Here is a 26,894-nt window from a genome sequence, read left to right on the forward strand (position 1 = left end):
TACAGCCTCCTTGTTTCGATCCGGTCAGACGTGTCCGACGCGTCGGACGGCGGGTCGGACGATGTGTCAGGCGGTCTCGCGGACGGCCCGGGAGAGGATGCTGAGCCCCTCGTCCAGTTCGTCCGGGGTGACGGTCAGGGCGGGCAGCAGTTTGACGACCTCGCTCTCCGGCCCCGACGTCTCGATGAGCAGCCCGAGTTCGAAGGCCCGCTTGGCGATCCGCCCGGCCCGCTCCTTGTCGTGGAACTCCAGGCCCCACACCAGACCCCGGCCCCGGTACTCCCGCACGTCGGCGAGGTTCTCCTCGACGATCGCGATGAGCCCCTGCTCGACCTGCTCGCCCTTGGCCCGGGTCTGCTTCTCCATCGCAGGCCCGTCGGCCCAGTAGCTCTCCAGCGCGGCGGTCGCGGTGACGAAGGCGGGGTTGTTGCCGCGGAAGGTGCCGTTGTGCTCGCCCGGCTCCCACACGTCCAGTTCGGGCCGGAACAGGCACAGCGACATCGGCAGCCCGTACCCGCTGATGGACTTCGACACCGTGACGATGTCGGGGACGATCCCCGCCTCCTCGAAGGAGAAGAAGGCACCGGTGCGTCCGCAGCCCATCTGGATGTCGTCGACGATCAGCAGCATGTCCTGCCGCTCGCAGAGCGCCTTCAGGGCGCGCAGCCACTCGGGCCGGGCGACGTTGATGCCGCCCTCGCCCTGCACGGTCTCCACGATCACCGCGGCCGGCTTGTTGAGCCCCGACCCCTGGTCCTCCAACAGCCGCTCGAACCACAGGAAGTCCGGGACGGTCCCGTCGAAGTAGTTGTCGAACGGCATCGGCGTCCCGTGCACCAGCGGGATCCCGGCCCCGGCCCGTTTGAAGGCGTTGCCGGTGACGGCCAGCGAGCCGAGGGACATCCCGTGGAAGGCGTTGGTGAACGACACGATGGCCTCGCGCCCCTTCACCTTCCGGGCGAGTTTGAGCGCCGACTCGACGGCGTTCGTCCCCGTCGGCCCCGGGAACATGACCTTGTACGGCAGCTCACGCGGGCGCAGCACCAGGTCCTGGAAGGTCTGCAGGAACGACCGCTTGGCCACCGTCGACATGTCGAGGCCGTGGGTGACCCCGTCGCGTTCCAGGTAGTCCAGCAACGCCCGTTTCAGAACGGGGTTGTTGTGGCCGTAGTTGAGTGATCCGGCGCCGGCGAAGAAGTCGAGGTACTCGTGTCCGTCCTCGTCGTACATGCGGCTGCCCCGGGCCCTGTCGAACACGGTCGGCCAGCCGCGGCAGTAGCTGCGGACCTCGGACTCCAGGGTCTCGAAGACGCTGAGATCGGGCTGGGTGATGGTCACGGCGGGGCTCCTCAGTGCGATGTGGGGGTCAAGGGGCCGATGCGGTACAGGACTTCGGGGTCGTGCGGACCGTCGGGGAACTCACCGGCCTCGAACAGCACCGTGCGCTCGACGGCGGCGCCGTGCCGGGCGGCGTAGGAGGTGAACAGGCGCTCGGAGGCGGTGTTGCCGGGGGTGATGGTGGTCTCGACGGCGGTGAGCGGCCGGTCGACGGCCACCTGTGCCGTGAGGCCGTCCAGCAGCCGGGCCGCGATGCCGCGCCCGCGCTGCGCGGCGTCCACGGCCACCTGCCAGACGAGCAGCGTGTCCGGCCGGTCGGGCCGGGTGTATCCGGTCACGAACCCGACGGGCTCGCCGTCCGCGCCACGCGCCACGGCCGAGGTGCCGGCGAAATCCCGGCACCACAGCAGATAGCTGTACGAGGAGTTCAGATCGAGGCTTCCGGAATCCTTGGCGATACGCCAGAGAGCGGCACCGTCGGTCACCAGCGGGCGGTCGACGATCAGGTCTGCTTGTGGGGCAGTCATGCGAATTGAATTTAGCGAGGCAAATGCAAAAACGCACGGCGGGTGTTTCCGGTGGCTGGATCTGGCCTGCCCGTATGTCCCGATATATCCCACTACAAATCGGGCAAATGGTCCTGTTGTGTGGAGTGCGTCACAGGGTTGAAACCCGGATGAAATTCCCCCGGTTTAGCTGCGCAAAAAGCGGGCAGAAGAACTCGGGTAAACCATCCCCCGAAAAGGAATTCGAGATTTCCTTGAATTCAGGCGCCGGTAACGCCGTCCTTACGCTCCCGCAGGATTCCGGCCCGTCCGCATCCGCGGGCCGGCGGTCGTGCGGCAGGGTGGCGAGAACGGCCGTGCCACCCGCCGCTTCCCGGCCCGGTCTCCCGGGACCGGCCGGCCCGCTACCGCCAGGCGGACTCGACCGCCCGCCGGGCGCCCTCCGGGTCCACCGTCAGCCCCCGCTTCGCCAGCCCCGCGCCGAGCGCCGCCAGGCTCGACCGGACGGCGCCGGCCGTGGCGTCCACCCCGTAGTGGTTGACCCGGATCATCTCGCCGGCCAGCGCGCCCCCGCCCGCGGCCAGCGGCAGGGTGCCGTCGCCCGCCAGGGCCTCGGCGACCAGTTCCGACGCCACCACGCCCGACGGCACCCGCAGGGTCGTGGCGACCGGTGCCGCCTCGGACTCCGCGTACACGTACGGCTCCAGACGGCCGCCCAGAGCCACCGCCCCGGCCCGGGTGGCCAGCGCGGCGCTACGGTGACGGGTCATCACGGTCTCCAGGCCGGCCGCCTCGATCCGCTCGACGCACGCCTCCAGCGCCAGCATCTCCAGCTGTGCCGGTGCGTGCAGCAGCGCCTTGCGGCCACCGTCGACCCAGCGCTCCTTCCAGTCCAGCAGGGAGAGGTAGGAGCGGCGCGGGGCGTGCGGGTTCGCCGCCATCCGGGCCCACGCCCGCGCGCTCACGGACACCGCCGAGACGCCGGCCGGACCGCCCATCGCCTTCTGCGCCCCGATCACGCACAGGTCCACGCCCCACGCGTCCGGCAGTACCGGCTCGGCCCCGACCGAGGCGACCGCGTCCAGGTAGAAGAGGGCGCCGTGCGCCCGTACCACCTCTCCGATCTCCGCGACCGGGTTGGTGTTGCCCGTCGCCGCCTCCGCGTGCACCAGGGACACGAAGTCGATCTCCGGGTGCTCGGCGAACGCCTCCCGGATCTGCCCGGCCGTCACCGCCGTGTGGAACGGCACCGCGAGGTCGATCACCGTCGCGCCGCAGTCCCGCAGCCAGTTCCCGAAGGTCTGCCCGTACGGGCCGGTGATCACGTTCAGCGCGGTCGTCCCCGGCCCCGCCGTCGCCCTGATCGCGCCCTCCAGCGGCAGCAGCGCCTCGCCCTGCATGATCACGACGTCCTGGCGGGTGTCCAGCAACCGGGCCACCCGGTCCTCGATCGCGGCGAAGCGGGCGGCGGTCAGCGGGGGCAGGTCGAGGAAGGGGTGGGTCACGGCAGTGCTCTCCTCATACACGGGCAGGTGGATCAGGTCGAGCGTAACCGGCGGCCGCCCACCCCTCCGACCAGCAACTTCTTAGGCCAGACGGCCGCTCGGCCATCGGTTTGGTTTGAGGAACCCAAACATCTCCTTATAATCGGAACCCGCAGAATCGGAATCCACAGCTCCCTCACAGTTTCGCGGGGAGCCCCCACAGACCCACGGGAGGTCTCGTGACCACGCTCTTCGGGCGCCGCCGGGCTCGCGCCCTGGCCGCCGTCACCGCCGCGGCCGGGCTGGCCCTCGTGGCCGGCTGCACGTCGAGCGGCAACGGCTCCAGCGCCTCCAGGACGGCCGCCGGCGGGGTCGTCCTCGTCAAGGCCGGGCAGCTCACCACCTGCACCCACCTGCCGTACCCGCCGTTCCAGTCGGAGATCGACGGCAAGGTGCAGGGCTTCGACGTCTCGATGATCGACCTGGTCGCCAAGGACCTCGGCGTCAAGCAGCAGATCCTCGACACGCCGTTCGAGAACTTCAAGACCGGCGCCTTCCTCAACTCCGGCGAGTGCGACCTGGCCGCGGCGGGCATGACCATCACCGCCGAGCGCAAGAAGAACGTCGACTTCTCCGACCCGTACTTCGACGCCACCCAGGCCCTCCTCGTCGACAAGAACAGCGGCATCACCTCGCTCGCCGACGCCAAGGCCAAGAAGGTGCAGCTGGGCGCCCAGGCGCAGACCACCGGCGAGGACTACGTCAAGAAGCAGGGCTTCGACCCGGTCTCCTTCGAGTCCTCCGACGCCGTCCTCAACGGCCTGCGCACCGGCCAGGTCAAGGCCGTCGTCATCGACTACCCGGTGGTCCAGGGCTGGCTGAAGGACAAGGCCAACGCGAACGCCTTCCAGGTCGCCGGCAACATCAACACCGGTGAGCAGTACGGCTTCACGGTCAAGAAGGGCAACACCAAGCTGCTCGCCGCCGTCAACAAGGCGATCGCCGACGCCAAGGCCGACGGCACGTACAAGAAGCTGTACGAGAAGTGGATTGGCCCCTACGACGCCACGGCCGCGTCCCCCGCCGCCTCATGACCGTAGGCACGGACACGGAACTCCAGCCGCGCAGGAAGGGCCTGTCCCGGCGGCAGAAGCGCCGGCTGTCGCGTGGCGCCCAGTACGTCGTCTTCGTCGCCGCCGTGGTCGCGTTCGCGGTCGGCGCCGACTGGGGACGGCTGCAGAACCAGTTCGCCCAGTGGGACATCGCCAAGCAGATGTTCCCGGACGTCATCACGCTGGCGCTGAAGAACACCGTGCTCTACACCCTGTCCGGCTTCGTCGTCGGACTGGCGCTCGGCATGGTGATCGCGCTCATGCGGCTGTCGTCGGTCGGCCCCTACCGCTGGCTGGCCGGCATCTACATCGAGATCTTCCGCGGCCTGCCCGCCCTGCTGATCTTCATCTTCATCGGCGTCGCCGTCCCGCTCGCCTTCCCCGGCACCGAGATCATCGGCGGCACCTACGGCAAGGTGGCCCTCGCCCTCGGCCTGGTCGCGGCCGCCTACATGGCCGAGACGATCCGCGCGGGCATCCAGGCGGTCCCCAAGGGGCAGCTGGAAGCGGCCCGTTCGCTGGGCTTCTCACCCGCCCGCGCCATGGTCTCGATCGTCATCCCGCAGGCGTTCCGCATCATCCTCCCGCCGCTGACCAACGAGTTGGTGCTCCTGTTCAAGGACTCCTCCCTGGTGCTCTTCCTCGGCGTCACCCTGGAGGAGCGCGAACTGTCCAAGTACGGCCGCGACCTGGCCAGTACGACCGCCAACTCCACGCCGATCCTCGTCGCCGGCCTGTGCTACCTGCTGGTCACGATCCCGCTCGGTTTCGTCGTGCGCCGCATGGAGGCGAAGGCCCAGGAGGCCGTCAAATGAGCCGACCCGAGATCGAGGTGAAGGGCCTGCACAAGTCCTTCGGCGACAACGAGGTGCTGCGCGGCATCGACCTGGAGATCGGCCGGGGCGAGGTCGTGTGCGTCATCGGCCCGTCCGGCTCGGGCAAGTCGACGTTGCTGCGCTGCGTCAACCTCCTCGAAGAGCCCACCCGGGGGCAGGTGTTCGTCGGCGGCACCGAGTTGACGGACCCGGACGTCGACATCGACGCCGTGCGCCGCCGGATCGGCATGGTCTTCCAGCAGTTCAACCTGTTCCCGCACCTCACGGTCACCGAGAACCTCACCCTGCCGCAGCGCCGGGTGCTCCGCCGGGACAAGGCGCAGGCCGCGCGCGTGGCCGCCGAGAACCTGGCCCGCGTGGGTCTCTCGGAGAAGGCGGACGCCTACCCGGCCTCCCTCTCCGGCGGCCAGCAGCAGCGGGTGGCGATCGCCCGCTCGCTGTCCATGGGCCCCGAGGTGATGCTCTTCGACGAGCCCACGTCCGCCCTCGACCCGGAGCTGGTCGGGGACGTCCTGGCGGTGATGCGGATGCTGGCGCAGGAGGGCATGACCATGATGGTGGTCACGCACGAGATGACCTTCGCCCGCGAGGTCGCCGACCGGGTGGTCTTCATGGACGAGGGAGTCGTCGTCGAGGACGGCACACCGGAGCGGGTCATCGGCGACCCCGCCCACGAGCGCACCCGCCACTTCCTCTCCCGGCTCCTGGACCCGGCCATGGCCCAGGTGGAGGAGGAGTCCTCGGAGTAGGCGGGCGAGGGCCGGCTGTCGGTGCCGTGTGCGAGGGTTCGGTCATGCGGCACCCTGCACGGCGCCGTCCTCGCGCCCGCCCACCTCGACCTCGCCCAGGACGTCGACCCGGCCACGGTCCTCGTCCCCGAGGTGCTCCGCGCGGACGGCGAGGACGACCCGCGCGGCTTCGACGCCCCGCGGGTGCACGGCGGCCGGCTGCTGAGCCGTATCGGGAAGGGACTCCCGGTCGTCCTAGGCTGACCCCCATGAGCGATCGAGCGGTGCTGCACGTGAAGGGCAGGGTCCTGGTGGGACCCGAGGACGTCCGGGACGAGCTGTGGGTGGTGGACGGCCGGGTCTCCTACGACCGTCCCACCGGTGCCCGTGACCTCCGGACCGTCGAGGGCTGGACGCTCCCCGGCCTCGTCGACGCCCACTGCCACGTCGGCCTCGGCCCGCACGGCCCGGTGGACGCGGCGACGGCCGAGAAGCAGGCCCTCACCGACCGCGAGGCCGGCACCCTCCTCATCCGGGACGCCGGCTCGCCGTCCGACACCCGGTGGGTCGACGACCGCGAGGACCTCCCGAAGATCATCAGGGCCGGCCGGCACATCGCCCGCACCCGCCGCTACATAAGGAACTTCGCCCACGAGATCGAGCCGGCGGACCTGGTCGCGTACGTCGCCCAGGAGGCCCGGCGCGGCGACGGCTGGGTCAAGCTGGTCGGCGACTGGATCGACCGCGACCTCGGCGACCTGGCCCCCAGCTGGCCCCGGGACGCCGTCGAGGCGGCCATCGCCGAGGCCCACCGGCTCGGCGCCCGGGTCACCGCCCACTGCTTCGCGGAGAACTCGCTCCAGGACCTGGTCGAGGCCGGCATCGACTGTGTCGAGCACGCCACGGGACTGACGGAGGACCTGATCCCCCTCTTCGCCTCCCGCGGCGTCGCCATCGTCCCGACCCTCGTCAACATCGCCACCTTCCCGGACCTGGCGGCGGGCGGCGAGGCCAGGTTCCCCCGCTGGTCGGCCCATATGCGCCGGCTGCACGAGCGCCGCTACGACACCGTCCGGGCCGCCTACGACGCCGGGATCCCGGTGTACGTCGGCACGGACGCCGGCGGCAGCCTGGCCCACGGCCTGGTCGCGGGCGAGGTCACCGAGCTGGTGACCGCCGGGATCCCGCCCCTCGACGCGCTCGCGGCGACCAGCTGGGCAGCCCGCGCCTGGCTCGGCAGGCCCGGCCTCGAGGAGGGCGCGCCGGCGGACCTGGTGGTGTACGAGAGCGACCCGCGCGCGGACGTACGCGTTCTCGCGTCCCCCCGGAGAGTGGTGCTGAACGGGCAGGTCGTGGAGTAAAGGAACTCCTGTGCCTGTCGACTCGAACGGATTCACGAAAAGTCCACTATTGAGTGAAGTAACGCAGGATTGCTGTCCGTTCACCCACAGTGCGTAATTCTTGGCGGGTCCCGAGCACGTTTCCTCTGGGGGTCCCACCACCTTGAACAGCACCGCATTCCGTATGCCCGCACGCCGTCTCGCGACCCTCGCGACGGCCACGGCCCTGGCCGCCGGTCCCGCGGCCCTGGCCGGCGCGGGCACCGCACACGCGACCACCGCCCACGGTCGCGCGAGCGCGGTCGTCCTGCGCACCGGGCTCGACGTCTCCCTCCTCAGCAAGACCGTGAACGTCCCGCTCGCGGTCTCCCTGAACGAGGTCCAGGCACCGCAGAGCGCCGACAGAACGGCGCTGACCGCCACTCTCGACGGCGTCGACGGCGGCAAGCCGTTCAACGTCCTCGGCGCGGACGTCGCCGCGGCGAAGGCGACGGTCTCCGCCGACCGCGCCGAGGCCTCCGTCCACCTCGCCCACGCCCGGCTGCACCTGCCGGGACTGCCCCTGCTGTCCCTCGTCGAACTCGACACGGTCACCTCCAAGGTCACCTGCGAGACCGGCAAGCAGCCGGAGGCCGCCGCGAACGTGCTCGGCGCCGTCACCGTGCTCGGCAAGCGCGTGACGCTGAGCGCGGGCGGCCCCACCGACGTCAAGGTCCCCGGCGTCGGCGAGGTCCGCCTCGACCTCTCCAGGCGGGAGACGACCTCGACCACGGCGGCGGCCAGTGCCCTCGAACTCAAGGTCTCCGTCAACCCGCTGAAGCTCAACGTCGCCGAGGTGGAGGGAACCCTGACCCTGGCGAAGGCGACGTGCGAGACGCCGCCGGCCCCCGCGGCAGCTCCGGCCGGCCCTGCCGACCCGGCGGATCCCGCCGACCCGGCCGACCCGGTGTCCGACGTCAAGGTGCAGGGCGCCCCGGCGAAGGAGACGAAGCTGGCGGAGACGGGCGGGAGTTCGATGACGCCGTACGTGGCCGGGGGAGCGCTCGTGCTCGTGGTGGCGGGCGGGGGAGCGGTTCTACTGGCGCGCCGCAGGCGTTCTTAGAAGCGCCCACTGAGGCGCCCCAAAGGGGCGCGCGGCGGTAGTCGATTTGCGGCTACCGCCGCGCGGGCGCGACCAGCCACGACGCACCCGCAGTCGTATGACGGCCCGCAGTTCCCCCACTCACACCCGTATCAACATCAACGCCTGATCGAGCGCCTGCAGGAACCGGTTCACCGTCACCCGGTCCCGCACCGCGATCCGCACCCACTCCTCGTCGAGCCCCGGAAACGTGTCCCCCCGCCGCACGGCGTACCCCAGCACCCGCAGTTGCCGCCGTACGGCCGCCGCCCCCGCCATCCGGACGAGCACGAACGGCCCCTCGGCGGGCCCCGCCACCCGCACCCCCTCCGGCGCGAACTCCTCGAGGCCCGCCACCAGATGGGCCCGGTCGGCGGCGACGCGGTGCGCGGCATGCGCCGCCTCCGCCAGCGCGCGGGGCGCCACACACGCCTCGGCCGCCGCCAGCGCCGGCGTGGACACCGGCCACAACGGCTGCGCCCGCGCCAGCTCGGCGACGGTCTCCGGCGCGGAAAGCACGTACCCGATCCGCAGCCCGGCCAGCCCCCACGTCTTCGTCAGGCTGCGCAGCACCACAAGACCCGGCACGTCCGTCCGCCCGGCCAGCGCCTCCCGCTCGCCCGGCACCGCGTCCATGAACGCCTCGTCGACCACCAGCGTCCGCCCGGGACGGGCCAGCCGGGCGATCGCCTCCGCCGGGTGCAGCACCGACGTCGGGTTGGTCGGATTGCCGATCACCACCAGGTCGGCGTCCTCCGGGACGGCCGCCGGATCCAGCCGGAACCCGTCGGCCTCCCGCAGCAGCACCCGGTCCACGGTGTGCCCGGCGTCCCGCAGCGCCGCCTCCGGCTCGGTGAACTGCGGGTGCACCACCACCGGCCGGCGCACCTTCAGCGCCCGCGCCAGCAGGACGAACGCCTCCGCGGCGCCCGCCGTGAGCAGCACCCGGTCCACCGGCAGCCCGTGCCGTGCCGCGACCGCGGCCCGCGCCGCCCGGCCGTCCGGGTAGGCCGCGAGCCCGCCCAGCGACTCGGCGATCCGCTCCCGCAGCCAGACGGGGGGAGTGCCGGTGCGCACGTTGACCGCGAGGTCGACGAGCGCCGGACCACCGTCCCGGACCTCGGCGTCGCCGTGGTGCCGCAGATCGTGCCCGCCCGGGAAACCTCCGGCACCTTCGGAGCCTCTGTCGCCTCCGGGGGCGCCGGAGGCATCCTCAGTGCGCATGCGCGTGCCCGCCATGATGGTGGTGTCCGTGTCCGTGGTGGTGGCCGTCGTCGTCCGGATGGAAGTGCGGCTGCTGCGGCAGCCCGACCTTGTCCTCGAAGCCGGGCAGCGCGATCCGGTAGACGCACGAGTCGCAGTTCATCCGCAGATCACCCTCGACCGCCTCCCGGTACCGCTCCATCACCAGGTCCAGCAGTTCCGGCTCGGGCCCGATGACGTCCGCCGCACGCACCTCGATCTCCGGGTGCGCGGCCGCCCAGCCCTCGGCCTGCTGCCGAACCCGGTCCGGCAGGATCCCGGTGAAGAGAAAGTACGGCAGGACGACGATCCGGCGCGCCCCCAGTTTCAGACACCGGTCGAGCCCGCCCGGCACGTCCGGCGCCGCCAGCGACACGAACGCCGTCTCCACCCCGGCGTACCCGCGCCCCTCCCACAGCAGCCGGGCCGCCTTGTGCACCTCGGCGTTGGCGTCGGGGTCCGTCGAACCCCGGCCCACCAGCAGCACGGTCACGTCGGCGCGATCCCGCGCGGCCCGCGAGGAACCGCCCAGCGCCTCGTCCAGGCGCCGTTCGAGGACCGACAGCAGGGAGGGGTGCGGCCCGAGCGGACGGCCGTAGGTGTACGAGATCCCCGGGTGCCGCTCCTTCTCCCGGGCCAGCGCCGCCGGGATGTCGCCCTTGGCGTGCCCGGCGGAGACCAGCATCAGGGGTACCGCGGCGAACCGCCGCACGCCCTGCTCCACCAACTCGGCGACGGCGTCACCGAGCGGCGGCGGGGACAGCTCGATGAAGCCGCCCGCGACGGGCAGTTCGGGGTGGCGGCGCCCCAGCTCCCGCACGAAGTCGCGGAACGCCTCGGCCCCGGCGTCGTCCCGGGTGCCGTGGCCGGCGATGAGCAGGGCGGGCGGGGTGGTCACAGGGTCTCCTCGGAAGTGGGGTGGTACAGCAGGGCGTTGAGCGCGGCGGCGGCGACCGCCGAGCCGCCCTTCTCGGACACGTTGCTCACAGCGGGCAGCCCGCTCTCGCGCAACGCGGCCTTGGACTCGACGGCGCCGACGAAGCCGACGGGCAGGCCGATGACGAGCGCGGGGGAGGCGTCCAGCCTCAGCAGCTCCTCCAGGGCGGTCGGTGCGTTGCCGATCACCCACAGGGCGCCGGGCCCGACCTGCTCGTAGGCGAGCCGGATCGCGTGTGCCGAACGGGTCAGGCCCGGCCCGGCCTCGGCGTCCTTCAGCCGGCACACGGTCTCCCGGCGGGTGATCCCGGCGCCGACCATCTCGACGTCCACGACGACCGGCGCTCCGGCGTGCAGCGCGGCGTGCGCCTTCACCAGGTCGCCCTCGTCGGTCACCAGGTCGGCCGCGTACTCCAGGTCGGCGGCGGAGTGGACGACCCGCTCCACCACCGCCCGGGTCAGCGGCGGGAAGTGCGAGGTGTCCAGGCGGGCGCGCAGCCGCCGGTAGGACTCCTGCTCGATGGGATGGACCACCCGGTTCACTCGCCCTCCTCCTGAGCGCTCTCCTGCCAGCGGTAGCCGCGCGGGGTGACCATGCGCCCGGCGATGTTCCGGGTCGCCGTGTTGCCCACCGTCACGACGGTCATCATGTCCACCCAGGCCGGGTCCAGCGCAGCCAGGGTGGTCAGCCGGCTCGACTCGTCGGGGCGCGAGGCGTTGCGTACGACCCCGACGGGCGTCGTCGGCTCCCGGTGCCCGGCGAGGATCGCGAGCGCCTTGGGCAGCTGCCAGTCGCGGCCCCGGGAACGCGGGTTGTAGAACGTCACGACGATGTCCGCCTCGGCCGCCGCGCGCACCCGGCGCTCGATGACCTCCCACGGCGTGTGCAGGTCGGACAGACTGATCGAGACATGGTCGTGGCCGAGCGGCGCGCCCAGGATCGCCCCGGCGGCGAGCGCGGCCGTGACGCCGGGCACGCCGATCACGTCGATGTCGTCCGAGGCCTCGGCGAGCGCGGGGGAGGCCATGGCGTACACGCCGGCGTCCCCGCTGCCGATCAGCGCGACGGCGTGCCCGGCACGCGCCTCGGCGACCGCGGTACGCGCCCGCTCCTCCTCCGCGCCGAGCCCCGACTCCAGGATCCGGGTGCCGGGCCGCAGCAGGTCACGGATCTGGTCGACGTACTGGTCGAGGCCGACGAGCACGGCGGCGCGCCGCAGTTCGGCCCTGGCGCGCGGGGTGAGCAGATCCCGGGCGCCGGGGCCGAGGCCGACGACCGCGAGCCGGCCGCGCGCCGGACGCCGCACCACGGCGCAGGTCGCCATGGCGGCCCGGCCGTCCTCGCGCTCCGACTTCCGCTTGGGGACGAGGAGTTCACCGCCACGCGCGAGGGCCGCCGCCTCGGCGACGGAGGGCGTGCCGACGGCGGCGAGGGGAGCGTCGGAGGGGTTGGGGACCTGGACCCGGGCCAGCTCCTCGGCGGCGTACGCCACCAGCGGGACCCCGAGCCGCGCGGCCGCCGCGACGATCCCGGGCTCCTCGGCCTTGGCGTCGACCGTGGCGAGTTCGGCGATGCTGCGAGGCGACAGCCCCGCGTCCCGCAGCGCCGCGTCGACGAGGCCGAGCACCTCGTCGACGGGGGCGCCCTTCGAGGCACCTACGCCGACGACCAGGGAGGGCGGCCGCAACAGCACCTCGTTCCCGCCGGGTTCGACCGCGCGGTCGGTCAGCCGGACGGAGAAGGCGCCCTCCTCCGCCAGCGGCAGCGGGGGCAGCGGCCACGCCAACTCGGCGCGCAGGGCCACCGGTTCGCCGTCCAGCAGGGCTCGAGACACGGCCGCCACCGAGCCCTCGGCCGGAAAGCCGAGGGTGTCGAGCCCGGGCAGCCCGACCGAGTCGGTCGCGGTGGTCACCACCGGCAGTGCGGCCAGCAACTCGCCCACCTCCCGGGCGAGTTCGTTCGCGCCACCCCCGTGCCCGCCGACCAGGGACACGGCGAACCGCCCGCCCTCGTCGACGCACACCACGCCCGGGTCGGTCGCCTTTGCGCCCAGCAGCGGGGCGATCAGCCGTACCACCGCACCCGTGGCCAGGAAACACACCAGCTGCTCGCACTCCGCGAGCGCGGACCGTACGGCGTCCTTGACGGGACCGTCGTACACCCGCGTACGGTCCGGCCACGCCGCGGCCAGCCGGTCGCGCGCCGCCGCCCCCGCCGCGGTGGCGGAAATGAGGCCGATCACAGAGCAACTCCTTCTTCAGAGACGGGGATGCGCGTCCCCCACAGCAGAAACACGGGATTGGCCGCCGCCAGCCGGGTCACGTCACCCGGCAGCGGCGCGAGACGCGAGGACTGCAGCAGCACCCCGTCGCAGGAGAACCCGGCACCGGTGAGCGCCGCCCGGGCCGCCGGTACCCGGTCCAGGGCGGCCATCGCGACCACCACCGTCCGCCGGGCGCGCAGCGCGCACGCGGTGACGACGGCGGGCAGCTCGGCCCCGCCCCCGCCGACGAACACGGCGTCGGGGTCGGGGAGTCCGGCCAGCGCGTCCGGTGCCGAGCCGTGCACCACGTCCACGTACACGCCGTGCGCCCGCGCGTTGGCGGTGATCCGCTCCACCCCGTCCGCCGCCTTCTCCACGGCGACGGCGGCGGCCCCGAGGCGTGCGCACTCCACCGCCACCGACCCGGACCCCGCGCCGACGTCCCACACCAGGTCGCCCAGCCGGGGCCCGAGCCGGGCCAGGGCCAGGGCCCGTACCTCGAACTTGGTGATCATCGAGTCCCGGTGGGCGAACCCGTCCTCGTGCAGAGCCCACCCGGAGGGCTCCGTCCGGCCGCCCGCCACCGTCCGAACGCCGCCGAGCGCCCGTGACTCGTCGAGGCACAGCACCACGCTGACGTCCGTTCCCCAGTCCCGGGCGGCGGCCTCGGCGGGTGTGACCCACTCCAGCCGCTCCCGTGCGGAACCGAGAGCCGAGGCGACGACGAGGGACCGCGCGCCGGACACCGGCGAGTGCCGCAGCGCCGCCCCCAGCTCCGCCGGACCCGCCCCCGGCCCCGTCAGCACCGCCACCTTCGGATGCGCCCGGCAGACGTTCACCGCCGTCCGCGGCTCCCGCCCGTGCGCGCTCACCACGACCGCGTCGTCCCAGGGCAGCCCGACCCGCGCGAACGCGGTCGCGACGGAGGACACACCGGGCCGTACGTCCAGCGCGTCCGCGCCGAACCGCTCCGCCAGCACCCGCACGATCCCGAAGAACCCGGGGTCCCCGGAGGCCAGCACGACCACCGGACGGTCCTTGCGGACGTACTCCGCGACGGTGTCGAGCGCGGGTGCCGGCGGCCCCAGGACGATCCGCTCGGCCCCCTCCGGCAGCCGTACCGCCTCGAGGTGCCGCAGCCCGCCGACGACCAGCTCGGCCCCGGCCAGCGCATCCGGCGGAACCGGCACCCCGGTCCCCGTACCGACGACCGTGATCATGTACTGGCCCCCCGCTCGCGCAGCGCCCGCCGGGCCTCGGGGTCGGCCTTGCGGAAGCCGTGGAAGTGGCCGGGGTGGTACAGGTGCGAGCGGGTGCCGTGGGCGGCCAGGGCCGGGCCGACCAGGAAGAGGGTGTGCTTCCAGAGCTTGTGCTCCTTGACCGTCTCCTCCAGCGTCTCGATCGTGCACCGCACGACCAGCTCCTCCGGCCAGGTCGCCTGGTAGGCGACGACGACCGGGGTGGACGTCGGGTATCCGCCCTCCAGCAGCTCGCGCACCAGCTGTCCGCTGCGCGCGGCGGAGAGGAAGATCGCCATGGTCGTCCCGTGGCGGGCGAACTCCCGCACCTCCTCCCCGGGCGGCATCGGCGTCTTGCCGCCGCCAAGGCGGGTGAGCACGACGGACTGCGCCACCTCGGGAATGGTCAGCTCGCGCCGGGCCAGCGCGGCCACGGCGGAGAAGGCGGAGACACCGGGCACGATCTCGACCTCGATGCCGAGCCCCGCACACCGGTCGACCTGCTCCTGGGTACCGCCCCAGAGCGCCGGGTCCCCGGAGTGGATCCGGGCGACCCGCAGCCCCTCCGCACGGGCCCGCTCGTACACGGCGACGACGTCTTCGAGGGACATCGTCGCGGAGTCGAGGATCTCCGCGTCCTCGCGGGCATGCTGGAGGACCTCCGCCTGCACCAGGCTCGCGGCCCAGATCACGACGTCGGCCTCGGCGATCGCCCGCGCGGCCCGGAACGTCAGCAGATCGGCGGCGCCGGGGCCGGCACCGACGAAGGTCACCTTGCCGGCGGGAGCGTCGCCGGAGGCAGTGGCGGCGGCAGCGGCATCGGCCATGGAAATTCGGTCCTCTCTGGACAAAGGGTGTTACGGGTGCTGCTGGATGTGCGCTGGGGCGGGTCGATCGGATAGCAAGGGCACATGGCGGTCTTCGTCGCGCTCGGCGCGTTCCTGATGACGCTGGCCGGCGGCTGGACGGCACAGCGTGTGACCGACCGTCGTCACCTGGTCCTCGGACTGGCCGGCGGTCTGATGCTCGGGGTGGTCGGCCTCGACCTGCTGCCGGAGGCGCTGCGCGCGGCCGGCCGGGAGGTCTTCGGGGTACCGGCCGCCCTGCTCCTGTTCGTGGCCGGCTTCCTGCTGGCCCATCTGGTCGAACGCACCCTGGCCCTGCGCCAGGCCGCGCACGGCGCCGACGAGCACGGCCACCGGGCGCCCGAGGTGGGCCTGACAGCGGCCGGCGCGATGGTCGGCCACAGCGCGATGGACGGCGTGGCGATCGGTGCGGCCTTCCAGGTGGGCGGCGGCATGGGCGCGGCGGTGGCGCTCGCGGTCATCGCGCACGACTTCGCGGACGGCTTCAACACGTTCACGATCACGAGCCTGTACGGCAACGCGCGGCGCCGGGCGATAGCGATGCTGGTCGCCGACGCCTGCGCGCCGGTCCTCGGCGCCCTCTCCACGATCTTCTTCGCCATCCCGGAAGCCCTGCTCGGCGGCTATCTCGGCCTCTTCGGCGGCGTCCTGCTCTACCTGGCGGCCGCCGAGATCCTCCCCGAGGCCCACCACGAGCACCCGGCCCGCTCGACGCTGCTGTGCACGGTCGCCGGTGCGGCCTTCATCTGGCTGGTGGTGGGCATCTCCAGCTGACGCCCGACCGCTCACAGCTTCCCGCCTCTGCCACCGTCCCGGCGCGGGGGCGCGATGAGCGTGGAGAGGTACGGCAGCGGGGAGCCGTCGAGCTCGGCGGCGGGCCGGACGGACTCCTCCGCCAGCCCCAGCGACGACCCCCACACGGCGTCGTCGACCCGCCCGCTCTCCCGCAGCGCCGCCACGACCGCACCGGCGTGCCGCCCGAACTTGTACGCCACGACCGTCCCCGGCCCGCTCAGCGCGTCCTTGAGCACCTCGGCCCCCGCCGTCACCGGCACCAGCGTCAGCGGCTCGGTCCCCTCGGTGAGCACGGCCCCGGAGCGGGCGGCGAGATCCTGCATGGCGGTGATCCCGGGCACGGTCTCCACCACCACGTCCGGCACCAGCTCGACGATGGTCTGCGCGAGATACGTGAACGTCGAATAGACATTCGGATCCCCGATGGTGGCGAAGGCGACCGTCCCGTGCCCGCGCAGCAGCTCGGCCACCCGGGCCCCGGCCGCGTCCCAGGCGGCCTCCCGCCGCCCCCGGTCACTGCGCTCGTTCAGCGCGAAGACGACCCGTACGACCTTCTCCGCGCCGACGTAGTGCAGCACCGTCGCCTCGGCCCGCCCCCGCTCACCGCTGTCCATGACGGGCACCACGACGACATCGGCCGCGCGCAGGGCGTTGACCCCCTTGACGGTCACCAGTTCCGGGTCGCCGGGCCCCACCCCGATTCCGATCAACCTGCTGCTGCTCATGACGTCCGGCACCTCTCCACGAACCTTCGGGCCACACCGGGCTCGGACGCCCAGTGCGTGTGCAGGTAACTCGCGTGCACACCCCGCTGTACAAAACCTTCGACCCGCGGCCGGGGCGTACGCACCCCCCACGCGGGAGCCGCCCCCGCCCCCGGCTCCACCACGGTCCGGTGGAACTCGTGCCCGCGCATCCGCGTCCCGGCGACGGCCAGCACACTGTCACTCACGGCCACGGCATCCCGATACCCCAGCGTGAGCCGCTCCGACATCCGCGCGGTCACGTCGAGCACCCCGCACATGGGCAGCCCGTCCAGCTCCCGGCCCAGATAGAGCAGACCGGCACACTCGGCGGCGACCGGAGCACCGCGCTCCGCGAGGGCGGCGACGTCCTTCCTCAGCGACTCGTTGGCCGCCAACTCATCCCCGTACACCTCGGGAAACCCACCCCCGACGACCAACCCGCGCGTGTTCTCGGGCAGTCGCTCGTCCCGAAGCGGATCGAACACGACAACTTCGGCCCCGGCGGCGACCAGCAACTCGGCGTGCTCGGCATACGAGAAGGTGAAGGCAGCCCCACCGGCAACAGCGACACGCACCCCCTCCAGCCCGTCCGGCGTTTGAGGACGAGGCCCTTCGGGCCGAAGCGGGGGTCCGGGGGCGGCAGCCCCCGAGACCGGGGTCGAAGGGGCGGCAGCCCCTGGTGAAGGGACGGGTAGGGGCGGCGGGGGCGAGGAAACCAGCGCCTCAGCCGCATCCCACGCCGCCCCGGGCAACGCCCCGGCCCTCCGCGCCAACCCCAGCAACCCCTCCAGGTCACACCCGTCGGAGACCTGCGCGGCCATGAAGGCGACAGCCTCGACCGCAGCCGACCGCCGTTCGGCGACAGGAACCAACCCGAGGTGCCGCGAGGGCACAGCGGCCTGCGGAGCCCGCCGCAGCACCCCGAACACCGGCACCCCCGCCGAATCCAGCGCCTCCCGCAGCAACTCCTCGTGCCGGTCGGACCCCACCTTGTTCAGGATCACACCCCCGACCCGCACCTCCGGATCCCACGACGCGAACCCGTGCACCAGCGCCGCCACCGACCGCGACTGCGACGACGCGTCCACGACCAGCACCACCGGCGCCCGCAGCAACTTCGCCACATGGGCCGTGGACGCCAGCTCCCCTTCCCCCGCGGCCCCGTCGTACAGCCCCATCACACCCTCGACGACGGCCAGGTCACAGCCCCGCGCACCATGCGCGAACAGCGGACCGATCAGCTCCGGCCCGCACAGGTACGCGTCGAGGTTCCGCCCCACCCGCCCGGTGGCGAGCGCGTGGTACCCGGGGTCGATGTAGTCCGGCCCGACCTTGTGCGGGGACACGGCCAGCCCCCGCGCGGCGAACGCGGCCATCAGCCCCGTGGCAACGGTGGTCTTGCCGCTGCCCGAGGAGGGCGCGGCGACGACCAGCCGGGGCACGGACGAGGACATCACCACTCGATGCCCCTCTGCCCCTTCTGCCCCGCGTCCATCGGGTGCTTGACCTTGGACATGTCGGTGACGAGATCGGCGAAGCCGACCAGCTTCTCCGGCGCGTTCCGCCCGGTGATCACGACATGCTGGGTCCCGTGCCGGTTCCGCAGCACGTCGACGACCTCGTCCGTGTCGACCCACCCCCAGTGCATCGGGTACGCGAACTCGTCCAGCACGTACAGCCGGTACGTCTCGGCCGCCAGATCCCGCTTGACCTGCTCCCAGCCCTCCCGGGCCTTCTCCTCGTTGTCCATCTGCGCGTCGCGCTGGACCCAGGACCAGCCCTCGCCCATCTTGTGCCAGTCGACGGTCCCGCCCTCGCCGGAGGCGCCCAGCACCCGCAGCGCGTTCTCCTCGCCGACCTTCCACTTCGCCGACTTGACGAACTGGAACACCCCGATGGGCCACCCCTGGTTCCAGGCCCGCAGCGCGAGCCCGAACGCGGCGGTGGACTTGCCCTTGCCCACGCCCGTGTGCACGACCACCAACGGCCGATTACGGCGCTGACGCGTCGTCAGCCCGTCGTCGGGCACGACACTCGGCTGTCCCTGCGGCATTACGCGGCCCTCCTCGAACGACCCTGAACGTCCTTCACCAGCCCGGCGATCGAGTCTGCCCGCAGCTCGTCGAGCGTCACCGCGGTACCGCCCAGCTCACCGGCGAGCTGCCCGGCGAGCCCCAGCCGCACCGGCCCGGACTCGCAGTCCACGACCACCGAGGCGACCCCGCCGGCGGCGAACAGCCGCGCCGCCCGCCCGGCGAGGGCGACCGGCTCGGGGCCACCGGTGGCGCGCCCGTCGGTCACCACGACCACCAGCGGCCGCCGCGCCGGGTCCCGCAGCCGCTCCACCCGCAGCACGTCGTGCGCCTTGAGCAGCCCGGCGGCGAGCGGCGTCCGCCCACCCGTCGGCAGCGACTCCAGCCGGGCCGCCGCCGCGTCGACCGACGACGTCGGCGGCAGCGCCACATCGGCCGCGGCCCCCCGGAAGGTCACCAGTCCCACCTTGTCCCGCCGTTGGTAGGCGTCGAGCAGCAGCGACAGCACGGCACCCTTCACCGCGCTCATCCGCTGCCGGGCCGCCATCGACCCGGACGCGTCGACGACGAACAGCACGAGGTTCCCCTCGCGGCCCTCCCGGGCGGCCTGCCGCAGATCGTCCCGCCGGAGCACGAGCCCCGGTCCGGACCGCCCGCGGGCCCGCTGGTGCGGGGCGGCGGCCTGCACGGTCGCCGCCAGGTGCAGCTTGGTCAGGGCACCGCGCGGCCGCCGCGCCCCCGTGGTCCGCCCGTGCTCGGTCCGCGCCCGGGACCGCCGCCCGGCGGCGCCCTCGCCGATCCCCGGCACGCTCAGCACCTTGGTGCGAAAGGGCTCGGCGGCCTGTACGGGAGCCTGCTCCCCGGCACCGGCCTGCCGCGGTACGCCGTCGCTCTCCCCGGCCTCGGGCCGGGCGGCACCGTCCGTGTCACCGTCACCCTGCGGCCCCTCGTCGGGCTTTGGCTGCCCACCGCCCCCGCCGGGACCGTCGGGATCCGGATCGTCGTCCCCGGACTCCCCGGACTCCCCGGACTCCCCGGACTCCCCGGACTCCCCGGACTCCCCGGACTCCCCGGACTCCCCGGAGTCTGCGGAGAACTCCTCCAGCGTCCGGTCCAGCTTGTCCTCGTCGAGTCCCGGCGCGTCGAAGGGATTACGGCGCCTGCGGTGCGGCAGCGCCAGCAGCGCGGCCTGCCGTACGTCCTCGGCGAGCACCTCGGTCCGCCCGGCCCACGCGGCCAGCGCGGTCGCCGTGCGGGCCATCACGATGTCGGCGCGCATCCCGTCGACCTCGAAGGCCGCGCAGGTGGCCGCGATCTGCCGCAGCGCCCCGTCGCCCAGCCGCACCGACGGCAGCAACTCCCGTGCCGCCACGATCCGTTGCCGTACGGTGGCCTCCTCGCCGGCCCAGCGCGCCGCGAAACCCGCCGGATCGTCGTCGTACGCGAGCCGCCGCCGTACGACCTCCACCCGCTGGTCGGGCTCGCGGGAGGCGGCCACCTCTACCGTGAGCCCGAACCGGTCGAGCAACTGCGGGCGCAGCTCGCCTTCTTCCGGGTTCATCGTCCCGACGAGCAGGAAACGTGCCGCGTGCCGGACCGACACCCCCTCGCGCTCCACGTACGACGCGCCCATCGCGGCCGCGTCAAGGAGCAGGTCGACCAGGTGGTCGTGGAGGAGGTTGACCTCGTCGACGTAGAGGATGCCCCGGTGCGCGTCGGCCAGCAGGCCCGGCTCGAAGGCCTTCACGCCCTCCGCCAGGGCGCGTTCGATGTCCAGCGCGCCCACCAGCCGGTCCTCGGAGGCGCCGACCGGCAGTTCGACCATCCGCGCCGGGCGGGACTCGAAGGCACCGGGCGGGTTGTGCGGGCCGTCCGGGCAGGCCGGGTCCGGGGCACCCGGGTCGCAGGAGAAACGGCAGCCGGCGACGACGTCCACGGCCGGCAGCAGCGCCGAGAGGGCACGTACGGCGGTGCTCTTCGCCGTGCCCTTCTCGCCGCGTACCAGCACACCGCCGACCGCCGGCGAGACGGCGTTCAGCAGCAGCGCGAGCCGCAGGTCGTCCTGCCCGACGACGGCCGTGAACGGGAACGGGGTACTCACTGGTCGTCGCCCTCCGAGTTGCCTTCCAGGTCGCCTTCGAGCTCCAGGTAGGTGGCCCGCAGCCGCTCCAGGGTGTCCGCGTCCGGCTCGGCCCACAGGCCCCGGTCGGCGGCCTCCAGGAGCCGTTCGGTGATGCCGCGCAGCGCCCACGGGTTGGACTTCTTCATGAAGTCCCGGTTCTCCGCGTCGAAGACGTACTCCGCGCTGAGCTTCTCGTACATCCAGTCGTCGACCACGCCCGCCGTGGCGTCGTAGCCGAAGAGGTAGTCGACGGTGGCCGCCATCTCGAAGGCGCCCTTGTAGCCGTGCCGGCGCATGGCCGCCATCCAGCGGGGGTTGACCACCCGGGCCCGGAAGACGCGGTGCGTCTCCTCGCCCAGCGTCCGGGTCCTCACCTGGTCCGGCGTGGCCGAATCGCCCACGTACGCCTCGGGGTTGGCGCCGGTCAGGTGGCGCACCATGGCGACCATGCCGCCGTGGTACTGGAAGTAGTCGTCGGCGTCCACGAGGTCGTGCTCACGGGTGTCCACGTTCTTCGCGGCGACCGCGATCCGCCTGAACGCGGTCTCCATGTCCCCGCGCGCCGCCCGCCCGTCCAGCCCGCGCCCGTAGGCGTAACCGCCCCACACCGCGTACACCTCGGCGAGGTCGGCGTCGGAGCGCCAGTTGCGGGCGTCGATCAGCGGCAGCAGCCCGGCACCGTAGGCCCCCGGCTTGGAGCCGAAGATCCGGGCGGTGGCGCGCCGCCGGTCGCCGTGCTCGGCGGTGTCCTCGTCGGCGTGCGCCCGCACGTGGTTGGACTCCGCCGGCTCGTCCAGCTCGGCGACCGTGCGCACCGCGTCGTCGATCAGCCCGACCACGTGCGGGAACGCGTCCCGGAAGAAGCCGGAGATGCGGACCGTGACGTCGATGCGCGGCCGGCCCAGCTCGGCCAGGGGGATCACCTCGAAGCCGGTGACCCGCCGCGACGCGTCGTCCCAGACCGGACGGCAGCCCAGCAGCGCCAGGATCTCGGCGATGTCGTCGCCCTGGGTGCGCATCGCGGAGGTGCCCCACACCGTCAGGCCGACGGACTTCGGGTAGGCGCCGGTGTCCTGGAGGTACCGCTGCACGAGGGAGTCCGCGAGCGACTGGCCGACCTCCCAGCTCAGCCGGGAGGGAATGGCCTTGGGGTCGACCGAGTAGAAGTTCCGGCCGGTGGGGAGGACGTTGACCAGGCCGCGGGTGGGGGAGCCGGACGGGCCGGCCGGGACGTAACCGCCCTCCAGGGCCTTCAGGATGTGCCCGATCTCGTCCGTGGTCCGCGCGAGCCGCGGCACGACCTCGGTGCACGCGAACTCCAGCACGGCGACGGCGGCCGGGAGTTCGGTGCCGAGGATCTCCCGCACCAGCGTGCGGCTCTCCGCGACGGCCCAGTCCCGCTGCTCCATCCCCTCCGCGACCCGGCGGCACAGCTGCTCCAGCAGGTCGATCGCGTCGGCCGCCGTACGCGACGGGCCCTCGACCAGATCCGACAGCTCCACCGGCACCTTCACCGGCGCGCCCGGCTCGGCCAGCAACTCCTTCTCGCTGAGCCCGAAGTGGGCCGCGAAACAGGCCCTGAGCCCCGGCAGCGCGTTCGCCTGCCCGCCCCAGACCTGCGAGGCGCGCAGCACGGCCAGCACCAGGTTCACCCGCGGCTCGCCGACCGGACCGCCGCCGAGGATGTGCAGGCCGTCGCGGATCTGCACGTCCTTGATCTCGCACAGGTAGCCGTCGATGTGCATGACGAACGAGTCGAAGTCGTCGTCCTCGGGCTGCTCGTCCACGTGCAGGTCGTGGTGGAGCTCGGCCGCCTTGACCAGCGTCCAGATCTGGGCGCGGACGGCCGGTGCCTTCGTCGGGTCCAGGTCGGAGACCAGCGCGTACTCGTCGAGCAGCTGCTCCAGCTTGGCCAGGTCGCCGTAGGTGTCGGCACGGGCCATCGGCGGCACCAGGTGGTCGACGACCGTGGCGTGCCCGCGCCGCTTGGCCTGGGTGCCCTCGCCGGGGTCGTTGACGATGAACGGGTAGATCAGCGGCAGGTCGCCGAGGACCGCGTCCGGCGCGCAACCGGCGCTCAGCCCGAGGCCCTTGCCCGGCAGCCACTCCAGCGTGCCGTGCTTGCCCATGTGGACGATCGCGTCCGCGCCGAACCCCCCCTCCGATGTCGCAGCCTCCAGCCACCGGTAGGCCGCCATGTAGTGGTGCGACGGCGGCATGTCCGGGTCGTGGTAGATCGCGATCGGGTTCTCGCCGAAGCCGCGCGGCGGCTGGATCATGACGACGACGTTCCCGAACTGCAGGGAGGCCAGCACGATGTCGTCGCCGTCGACGTACAGGCTGCCCGGCGGCTCGCCCCACGCCTCCCGCATCCCGTCCCGAAGCTCGGGGTCGAGCTTCTCGAACCACGCCCGGTAGTCCGCGAGCGGCACCCGCGCGGGCGCGGCGGCCAGCTGGTCCTCGGTCAGCCACTCGACGTCGTGCCCGCCGGCCTCGATGAGACGGTGGATCAACTCGTCGCCGCCGCCGGGGTATTCGGTCACCCCGTACCCGGCCGCCGTGAGGGCGTCCAGCACCCGCACCGCCGACGCGGGCGTGTCCAGACCGACCGCGTTGCCGACCCGGGAGTGCTTGGTCGGGTAGGCGGTGAAGACCAGCGCGATCCTCTTCTCCGCGTTCGGCTTGTGCCGGAGCCGCGCGTGCCGCACGGCGATCCCGGCGACGCGTCCGGCCCGCTCGGGGTCGGCGACGTACACCGGGACATCGTCCGGCCCCTGCTCCTTGAAGGAGAAGGGGACCGTGATCAGCCGTCCGTCGAACTCCGGGATCGCGACCTGCATCGCCGCGTCCATGGGGGAGAGGGCGGCGTCGGACTCGTCCCAGGCACTCTTGGACGAGGTCAGGCAGAGGCCCTGCAGCACCGGTACGTCGAGGTCGGCGAGCGCCCCGATGTCCCAGGCCTCCTCGTCGCCGCCGGCCGAGGCCTGCGAGGCGTGCGTGCCGCCGGCCGCCAGAACGGTCGCGACCAGCGCGTCGGACTCGGCGAGGAGCTCGTACAGCCCGGTGTCCGCCCCGCGCAGCGAACCGCAGTACACCGGGAGGGCGTTGGCGCCACGCGCCTCGATCGCGTCGCAGAGGGTGTCCACGAAGCCGGTGTTGCCGCTCAGTTCATGGGCCCGGTAGAAGAGCACCCCGACCGTCGGCCGGCCACTTTCCCGGGCACGGGTGCCGTGGACGCCGTACTCGGGCATCTTCTGCGGCTCGACGAACCCCTCGCCGGTCAGCAGCACGGTGTCGGAGAGGAACCGGGCCAGCTCGGTGAGGTTGGCGGGGCCGCCCTCGACGAGGTACCTGAGGGCCTCGGCGACCACGCCCGCCGGCACCGACGACTCCGCCATCAGCTCGGCGTCCGGCACGGCCTCGCCGCCGAGCAGCACGGTCGGGATCCCGGCGGCCTGCAGCGCGGCGAGCCCGTCCTCCCAGGCCCGCTTGCCGCCGAGCAGCCGTACGACGGCGATGTCCGCGCCCGCGAGGAGCGCGGGCAGCTCCTCCGCGACGTCGACGCGCGTCGGATTGCCGATCCGGTAGTCGGCACCGGAGGCGGCCCGGGCCGCCAGCAGATCGGTGTCGGCGGTCGACAACAACAACACAGTGCTCATGCGGGCGCTCCCGGTGGAATGAAAGGCAGTCCTTGCGGCGCGCCCGACTCGATGAGCCGCCAGAGCGCGTCCGTGTCCGCGTGCTGTTCGATCAGGTCGCCGAGCCGGTCGAGCTGCTCCTCGCGCAGCGCGGCGAAGGAGGTGTCGGGGGCCGGTACGAACCGGCGGCCCGCGGCGGCCGCCACCTCGCGCAGGAAGGCCCGGCGGAAACCGTCCGACTCCAGGGAGCCGTGCCAGTGCGTGCCCCAGGTCTGCCCGACCCGGCAGCCGTCCAGGAAGGCCTCGCCTCCGGTCACTTCACCGACCCCGTGATGGATCTCGTACCCCTCGACCCGTTCGCCGAGGGCCTCGCCCACCGGCCGGGTGAGGGTCTTCTCGCGGGCGAACCGGACCCGCACGGGCAGCACACCGAGCCCGTCGACGGCCCCCCTGCGGCTCTCGACCTCGTCCTCGATGTACTCACCGAGGATCTGGAAGCCCCCGCAGATGCCGAGCACGGGACGCTGTTCGGCGGCCCGGCGCCGCAGTGCGTCCGCGAGCCCCCGCTCGTGCAGCCACTCCAGGGCCCGGACCGTCCCCCGGGTGCCGGGGATGACGACGAGGTCGGCGTCGGCGAGCTCCTCAGGCCGGTCCACGAACCGCACCACGACGCCGGGTTCGGCGGCCAGCGCGTCGACGTCCGTGAAGTTGGACATCAGAGGGATGGCGCAGACGGCGACCCGCAGCACGTCCTCCCCGACGGGCGGGGCCGTGTTCGACTCGCGGACGGTTCCCCGCAGGGACACCCGCAGCCCGTCCTCCTCGTCGATCCCGAGCCCGTGCCGGAAGGGGAGGACGCCGTAGGTGTGCCGCCCGGTGAGCCCGTGGAGCATGTCGAGGCCCGGCTCCAGCAGGGAGACATCCCCGCGGAACTTGTTGACGAGGAACCCGGCGACCAGGGCCTGGTCCTCCGGCGAGAGCAGCGCCACGGTCCCGAAGAAGGAGGCGAAGACACCCCCGCGGTCGATGTCGCCGACGACGAGCACGGGCAGCCCGGCGTTCCGGGCGATCCCCATGTTCACGATGTCGGTCCGGCGCAGATTGATCTCCGCCGGACTGCCCGCCCCCTCACAGATCACCGCGTCATACGTGCCCCGCAACTCGGCGAGACAGTCGAGCACGGTCCCGAGCAGCTTCTGCTGCCGCCCGCCGTGATAGCCACGCGCGCTCAGTTCGCCGACGGGCTTGCCGAGCAGCACGACCTGACTGCTCTGCTCGCCGCCGGGCTTGAGCAGCACGGGGTTCATGAGCGCGGTCGGCTCCACCCGGCAGGCCTGCGCCTGCATGGCCTGCGCCCGCCCGATCTCGGCGCCTTCGCGCGTGACGAAGGAGTTGAGCGACATGTTCTGCGCCTTGAACGGCGCGACCTTCACACCCTGCCGCACCAGCCACCGGCAGATACCGGCGGTCACGACACTCTTCCCGGCATCGGAGGTGGTACCGGCGACGAGGAGCCCGCCGCTGTTCATGAGGAACCCCCAGGGCGCCGTGAAAGCGACCCCCGCAGCAAGGCACTCGCCGCACTCACCCCCAACGCCAGCCACCCCACCCGCCGCGACAACCGCACCGCCCGTTCGATGTCCGCGACTTCCACCGCGCGCCCCTCCCCGTTCAGCACCGGCCGGTGCTCGACCCGCCCGCCGTACGACAACGTCCCCCCGAGCCGCACCCCCAACGCCCCCGCGAAGGACGCCTCCACGGGCCCCGCGTTGGGACTGGGATGCTTCGCCGCGTCGGCCCGCCAGGCCCGTACGGCCCCCCGCCGATCGTCACCGGCCACCGCGGCCAGGACGGCGGTGAGCCGTGCCCCCGGCCACCCCGCCACATCGTCCAGCCGCGCGGCAGCCCACCCGTACCGCCGGTACCGGGCCGACTTGTGCCCCACCATGGCGTCCAGGGTGTTGACGGCCCGGAACCCCACCAGCCCGGGGACGCCCCCCACGGCTCCCCACACCAGCGCTCCCACGACCGCGTCGCTCGTGTTCTCGGCGACGGACTCCACGACCGCCCGGGCGATCCCGTCGGCGTCCAGCGCCTGCGGATCCCGTCCGCACAGATGTGGCAGCCGGGCACGGGCCGCCTCGACATCGCCCGCCTCCAGGGCCCGCCCGATGCCGCGGGCCTCGCGCGCGAGCGAGGTACCGCCGACCACGGCCCAGGTGGCCGCGCCGGTGAGGGCCACGGACGCGACGGCGGAGGGGCGTACGATCCGCTGGGCGACGGCGCCCAGCGCCACGGCGCCACCGGCGCACACGGCGGTGTGCAGCGCGCCCCACCCGCGGTGGTCCCGCCACAGCACCCGCTCCACGGCTCCGGCCGCCCGCCCGAACACGGCGACCGGATGCCCTCGGCGCGGATCGCCGAGCAGCAGATCACCGAGAAGGCCGGCGGCGGCGCCGTACGCGAAGACGCGATCGGCACCCATCGGCTCAGCCGGCCGCGGGGTCGGATACGGGGACGGGCCGGGTACTGAACCTCGGTCGGCAGCCG

At 73.1% G+C, this 26,894-nt stretch carries 23 protein-coding genes; 7 read left to right on the forward strand and 16 right to left on the reverse strand.

Annotated elements, in window-relative coordinates; all coding sequences use genetic code 11:
• Positions 1-66: 66 nt before the first annotated feature.
• The 3 genes from ectB to ACFY0P_RS18950 form a co-directional block, all read right to left on the reverse strand.
• Positions 67-1,338: a diaminobutyrate--2-oxoglutarate transaminase gene (gene ectB, locus ACFY0P_RS18940; RefSeq protein WP_388913850.1), complete on the reverse strand. Its 1,272-nt coding sequence runs from the start codon at positions 1,336-1,338 to the stop codon at positions 67-69.
• An 11-nt stretch (positions 1,339-1,349) separates the two neighbouring features.
• On the reverse strand, positions 1,350-1,865 hold the full coding sequence (gene ectA / locus ACFY0P_RS18945) for a diaminobutyrate acetyltransferase (protein WP_388913852.1): 516 nt from the start codon (positions 1,863-1,865) through the stop codon (positions 1,350-1,352).
• A gap of 383 nt (positions 1,866-2,248) precedes the next feature.
• Positions 2,249-3,349, reverse strand: a complete 1,101-nt coding sequence (locus ACFY0P_RS18950; protein ID WP_388913855.1) for a pyridoxal-phosphate-dependent aminotransferase family protein — start codon at positions 3,347-3,349, stop codon at positions 2,249-2,251.
• A 218-nt stretch (positions 3,350-3,567) separates the two neighbouring features.
• Here ACFY0P_RS18950 and ACFY0P_RS18955 point away from each other — a divergent pair, with 218 nt between their 5' ends.
• The 6 genes from ACFY0P_RS18955 (at position 3,568) to ACFY0P_RS18980 (ending at position 8,446) form a co-directional block, all read left to right on the forward strand.
• The gene (locus ACFY0P_RS18955; RefSeq protein ID WP_388913858.1) at positions 3,568-4,422 is read left to right on the forward strand and encodes an ABC transporter substrate-binding protein; all 855 of its coding nucleotides are present in this window, start codon (positions 3,568-3,570) and stop codon (positions 4,420-4,422) included.
• The gene (locus ACFY0P_RS18960; protein ID WP_388913860.1) at positions 4,419-5,255 is read left to right on the forward strand and encodes an amino acid ABC transporter permease; all 837 of its coding nucleotides are present in this window, start codon (positions 4,419-4,421) and stop codon (positions 5,253-5,255) included. The genes ACFY0P_RS18955 and ACFY0P_RS18960 overlap by 4 nt, the downstream gene beginning before the upstream one ends.
• Positions 5,252-6,025 (forward strand): amino acid ABC transporter ATP-binding protein, encoded by a 774-nt coding sequence (locus ACFY0P_RS18965; protein ID WP_388913863.1) that lies wholly within the window; start codon positions 5,252-5,254, stop codon positions 6,023-6,025. Before ACFY0P_RS18960 ends, ACFY0P_RS18965 begins: the two co-directional genes overlap by 4 nt.
• A gap of 21 nt (positions 6,026-6,046) precedes the next feature.
• On the forward strand, positions 6,047-6,268 hold the full coding sequence (locus ACFY0P_RS18970) for a hypothetical protein (protein ID WP_388913866.1): 222 nt from the start codon (positions 6,047-6,049) through the stop codon (positions 6,266-6,268).
• Positions 6,269-6,273: 5 nt separating this feature from the next.
• Positions 6,274-7,365, forward strand: coding sequence for an amidohydrolase family protein (locus ACFY0P_RS18975; protein WP_388913869.1), 1,092 nt, complete (start codon positions 6,274-6,276; stop codon positions 7,363-7,365).
• 142 nt (positions 7,366-7,507) lie between these two features.
• Positions 7,508-8,446: an SCO1860 family LAETG-anchored protein gene (locus ACFY0P_RS18980; protein ID WP_388913872.1), complete on the forward strand. Its 939-nt coding sequence runs from the start codon at positions 7,508-7,510 to the stop codon at positions 8,444-8,446.
• A gap of 120 nt (positions 8,447-8,566) precedes the next feature.
• On the opposite strand, the gene cobC is transcribed toward ACFY0P_RS18980, so the two are convergent.
• Genes cobC through cobM form a run of 6 tightly spaced genes read right to left on the reverse strand, consistent with a single transcriptional unit; the run spans position 8,567 to position 14,971 of the window.
• Positions 8,567-9,703 (reverse strand): Rv2231c family pyridoxal phosphate-dependent protein CobC, encoded by a 1,137-nt coding sequence (gene cobC / locus ACFY0P_RS18985; RefSeq protein WP_388913875.1) that lies wholly within the window; start codon positions 9,701-9,703, stop codon positions 8,567-8,569.
• Positions 9,678-10,604: a sirohydrochlorin chelatase gene (locus ACFY0P_RS18990; RefSeq protein ID WP_388913877.1), complete on the reverse strand. Its 927-nt coding sequence runs from the start codon at positions 10,602-10,604 to the stop codon at positions 9,678-9,680. The genes cobC and ACFY0P_RS18990 overlap by 26 nt, the downstream gene beginning before the upstream one ends.
• A complete protein-coding gene (locus tag ACFY0P_RS18995; RefSeq protein WP_388913880.1) occupies positions 10,601-11,185 on the reverse strand; it encodes a precorrin-8X methylmutase in 585 nt (194 codons plus the stop codon). Before ACFY0P_RS18995 ends, ACFY0P_RS18990 begins: the two co-directional genes overlap by 4 nt.
• The gene (gene cobJ, locus ACFY0P_RS19000) at positions 11,182-12,885 is read right to left on the reverse strand and encodes a precorrin-3B C(17)-methyltransferase (protein WP_388913883.1); all 1,704 of its coding nucleotides are present in this window, start codon (positions 12,883-12,885) and stop codon (positions 11,182-11,184) included. Before cobJ ends, ACFY0P_RS18995 begins: the two co-directional genes overlap by 4 nt.
• Complete coding sequence (cbiE, locus tag ACFY0P_RS19005; protein ID WP_388913886.1) at positions 12,882-14,126, reverse strand: precorrin-6y C5,15-methyltransferase (decarboxylating) subunit CbiE; 1,245 nt, start codon at positions 14,124-14,126, stop codon at positions 12,882-12,884. Before cbiE ends, cobJ begins: the two co-directional genes overlap by 4 nt.
• Complete coding sequence (gene cobM, locus ACFY0P_RS19010) at positions 14,123-14,971, reverse strand: precorrin-4 C(11)-methyltransferase (RefSeq protein WP_388913888.1); 849 nt, start codon at positions 14,969-14,971, stop codon at positions 14,123-14,125. Before cobM ends, cbiE begins: the two co-directional genes overlap by 4 nt.
• An 84-nt stretch (positions 14,972-15,055) precedes the next feature.
• Here cobM and ACFY0P_RS19015 point away from each other — a divergent pair, with 84 nt between their 5' ends.
• Positions 15,056-15,784, forward strand: a complete 729-nt coding sequence (locus ACFY0P_RS19015; protein WP_388913891.1) for a ZIP family metal transporter — start codon at positions 15,056-15,058, stop codon at positions 15,782-15,784.
• Between the two features lie 11 nt (positions 15,785-15,795).
• Here the strand turns inward: ACFY0P_RS19015 and cobI are convergent, their stop codons facing one another.
• From cobI to ACFY0P_RS19050, 7 genes are read right to left on the reverse strand one after another with little or no spacing between them, the layout of a single operon-like run.
• Positions 15,796-16,542 (reverse strand): precorrin-2 C(20)-methyltransferase, encoded by a 747-nt coding sequence (cobI, locus tag ACFY0P_RS19020; RefSeq protein ID WP_388913894.1) that lies wholly within the window; start codon positions 16,540-16,542, stop codon positions 15,796-15,798.
• Entirely contained in the window at positions 16,527-18,005 is a 1,479-nt protein-coding gene (locus tag ACFY0P_RS19025; protein ID WP_388913897.1) for a cobyrinate a,c-diamide synthase, read from the reverse strand. The genes cobI and ACFY0P_RS19025 overlap by 16 nt, the downstream gene beginning before the upstream one ends.
• Positions 18,005-18,604 (reverse strand): cob(I)yrinic acid a,c-diamide adenosyltransferase, encoded by a 600-nt coding sequence (gene cobO, locus ACFY0P_RS19030; protein ID WP_388913900.1) that lies wholly within the window; start codon positions 18,602-18,604, stop codon positions 18,005-18,007. Before cobO ends, ACFY0P_RS19025 begins: the two co-directional genes overlap by 1 nt.
• Complete coding sequence (locus ACFY0P_RS19035; protein ID WP_388913903.1) at positions 18,604-20,685, reverse strand: putative cobaltochelatase; 2,082 nt, start codon at positions 20,683-20,685, stop codon at positions 18,604-18,606. The genes cobO and ACFY0P_RS19035 overlap by 1 nt, the downstream gene beginning before the upstream one ends.
• A complete protein-coding gene (gene cobN / locus ACFY0P_RS19040; protein ID WP_388913906.1) occupies positions 20,682-24,365 on the reverse strand; it encodes a cobaltochelatase subunit CobN in 3,684 nt (1,227 codons plus the stop codon). Before cobN ends, ACFY0P_RS19035 begins: the two co-directional genes overlap by 4 nt.
• Positions 24,362-25,873, reverse strand: coding sequence for a cobyric acid synthase (locus ACFY0P_RS19045; RefSeq protein ID WP_388913909.1), 1,512 nt, complete (start codon positions 25,871-25,873; stop codon positions 24,362-24,364). The genes cobN and ACFY0P_RS19045 overlap by 4 nt, the downstream gene beginning before the upstream one ends.
• Entirely contained in the window at positions 25,870-26,829 is a 960-nt protein-coding gene (locus ACFY0P_RS19050) for a cobalamin biosynthesis protein (protein WP_388913911.1), read from the reverse strand. The genes ACFY0P_RS19045 and ACFY0P_RS19050 overlap by 4 nt, the downstream gene beginning before the upstream one ends.
• Positions 26,830-26,894: the final 65 nt, after the last annotated feature.

Source organism: Streptomyces sp. NPDC001714, assembly GCF_042892755.1.
Taxonomy (GTDB): Bacteria; Actinomycetota; Actinomycetes; order Streptomycetales; family Streptomycetaceae; genus Streptomyces.

Coding starts and splice junctions, on each gene's coding strand:
- ectA (WP_388913852.1), bottom strand. CDS start 1,865: ATGACTGCCCCACAAGCAGACCTGATCGTCGACCGCCCGCTGGTGACC.
- ACFY0P_RS18960 (WP_388913860.1), top strand. CDS start 4,419: ATGACCGTAGGCACGGACACGGAACTCCAGCCGCGCAGGAAGGGCCTG.
- ACFY0P_RS18965 (WP_388913863.1), top strand. CDS start 5,252: ATGAGCCGACCCGAGATCGAGGTGAAGGGCCTGCACAAGTCCTTCGGC.
- ACFY0P_RS18975 (WP_388913869.1), top strand. CDS start 6,274: ATGAGCGATCGAGCGGTGCTGCACGTGAAGGGCAGGGTCCTGGTGGGA.
- cobC (WP_388913875.1), bottom strand. CDS start 9,703: ATGGCGGGCACGCGCATGCGCACTGAGGATGCCTCCGGCGCCCCCGGA.
- cbiE (WP_388913886.1), bottom strand. CDS start 14,126: ATGATCACGGTCGTCGGTACGGGGACCGGGGTGCCGGTTCCGCCGGAT.
- cobM (WP_388913888.1), bottom strand. CDS start 14,971: ATGGCCGATGCCGCTGCCGCCGCCACTGCCTCCGGCGACGCTCCCGCC.
- ACFY0P_RS19015 (WP_388913891.1), top strand. CDS start 15,056: ATGGCGGTCTTCGTCGCGCTCGGCGCGTTCCTGATGACGCTGGCCGGC.
- ACFY0P_RS19025 (WP_388913897.1), bottom strand. CDS start 18,005: ATGTCCTCGTCCGTGCCCCGGCTGGTCGTCGCCGCGCCCTCCTCGGGC.
- cobO (WP_388913900.1), bottom strand. CDS start 18,604: ATGCCGCAGGGACAGCCGAGTGTCGTGCCCGACGACGGGCTGACGACG.
- cobN (WP_388913906.1), bottom strand. CDS start 24,365: ATGAGCACTGTGTTGTTGTTGTCGACCGCCGACACCGATCTGCTGGCG.
- ACFY0P_RS19045 (WP_388913909.1), bottom strand. CDS start 25,873: ATGAACAGCGGCGGGCTCCTCGTCGCCGGTACCACCTCCGATGCCGGG.
- ACFY0P_RS19050 (WP_388913911.1), bottom strand. CDS start 26,829: ATGGGTGCCGATCGCGTCTTCGCGTACGGCGCCGCCGCCGGCCTTCTC.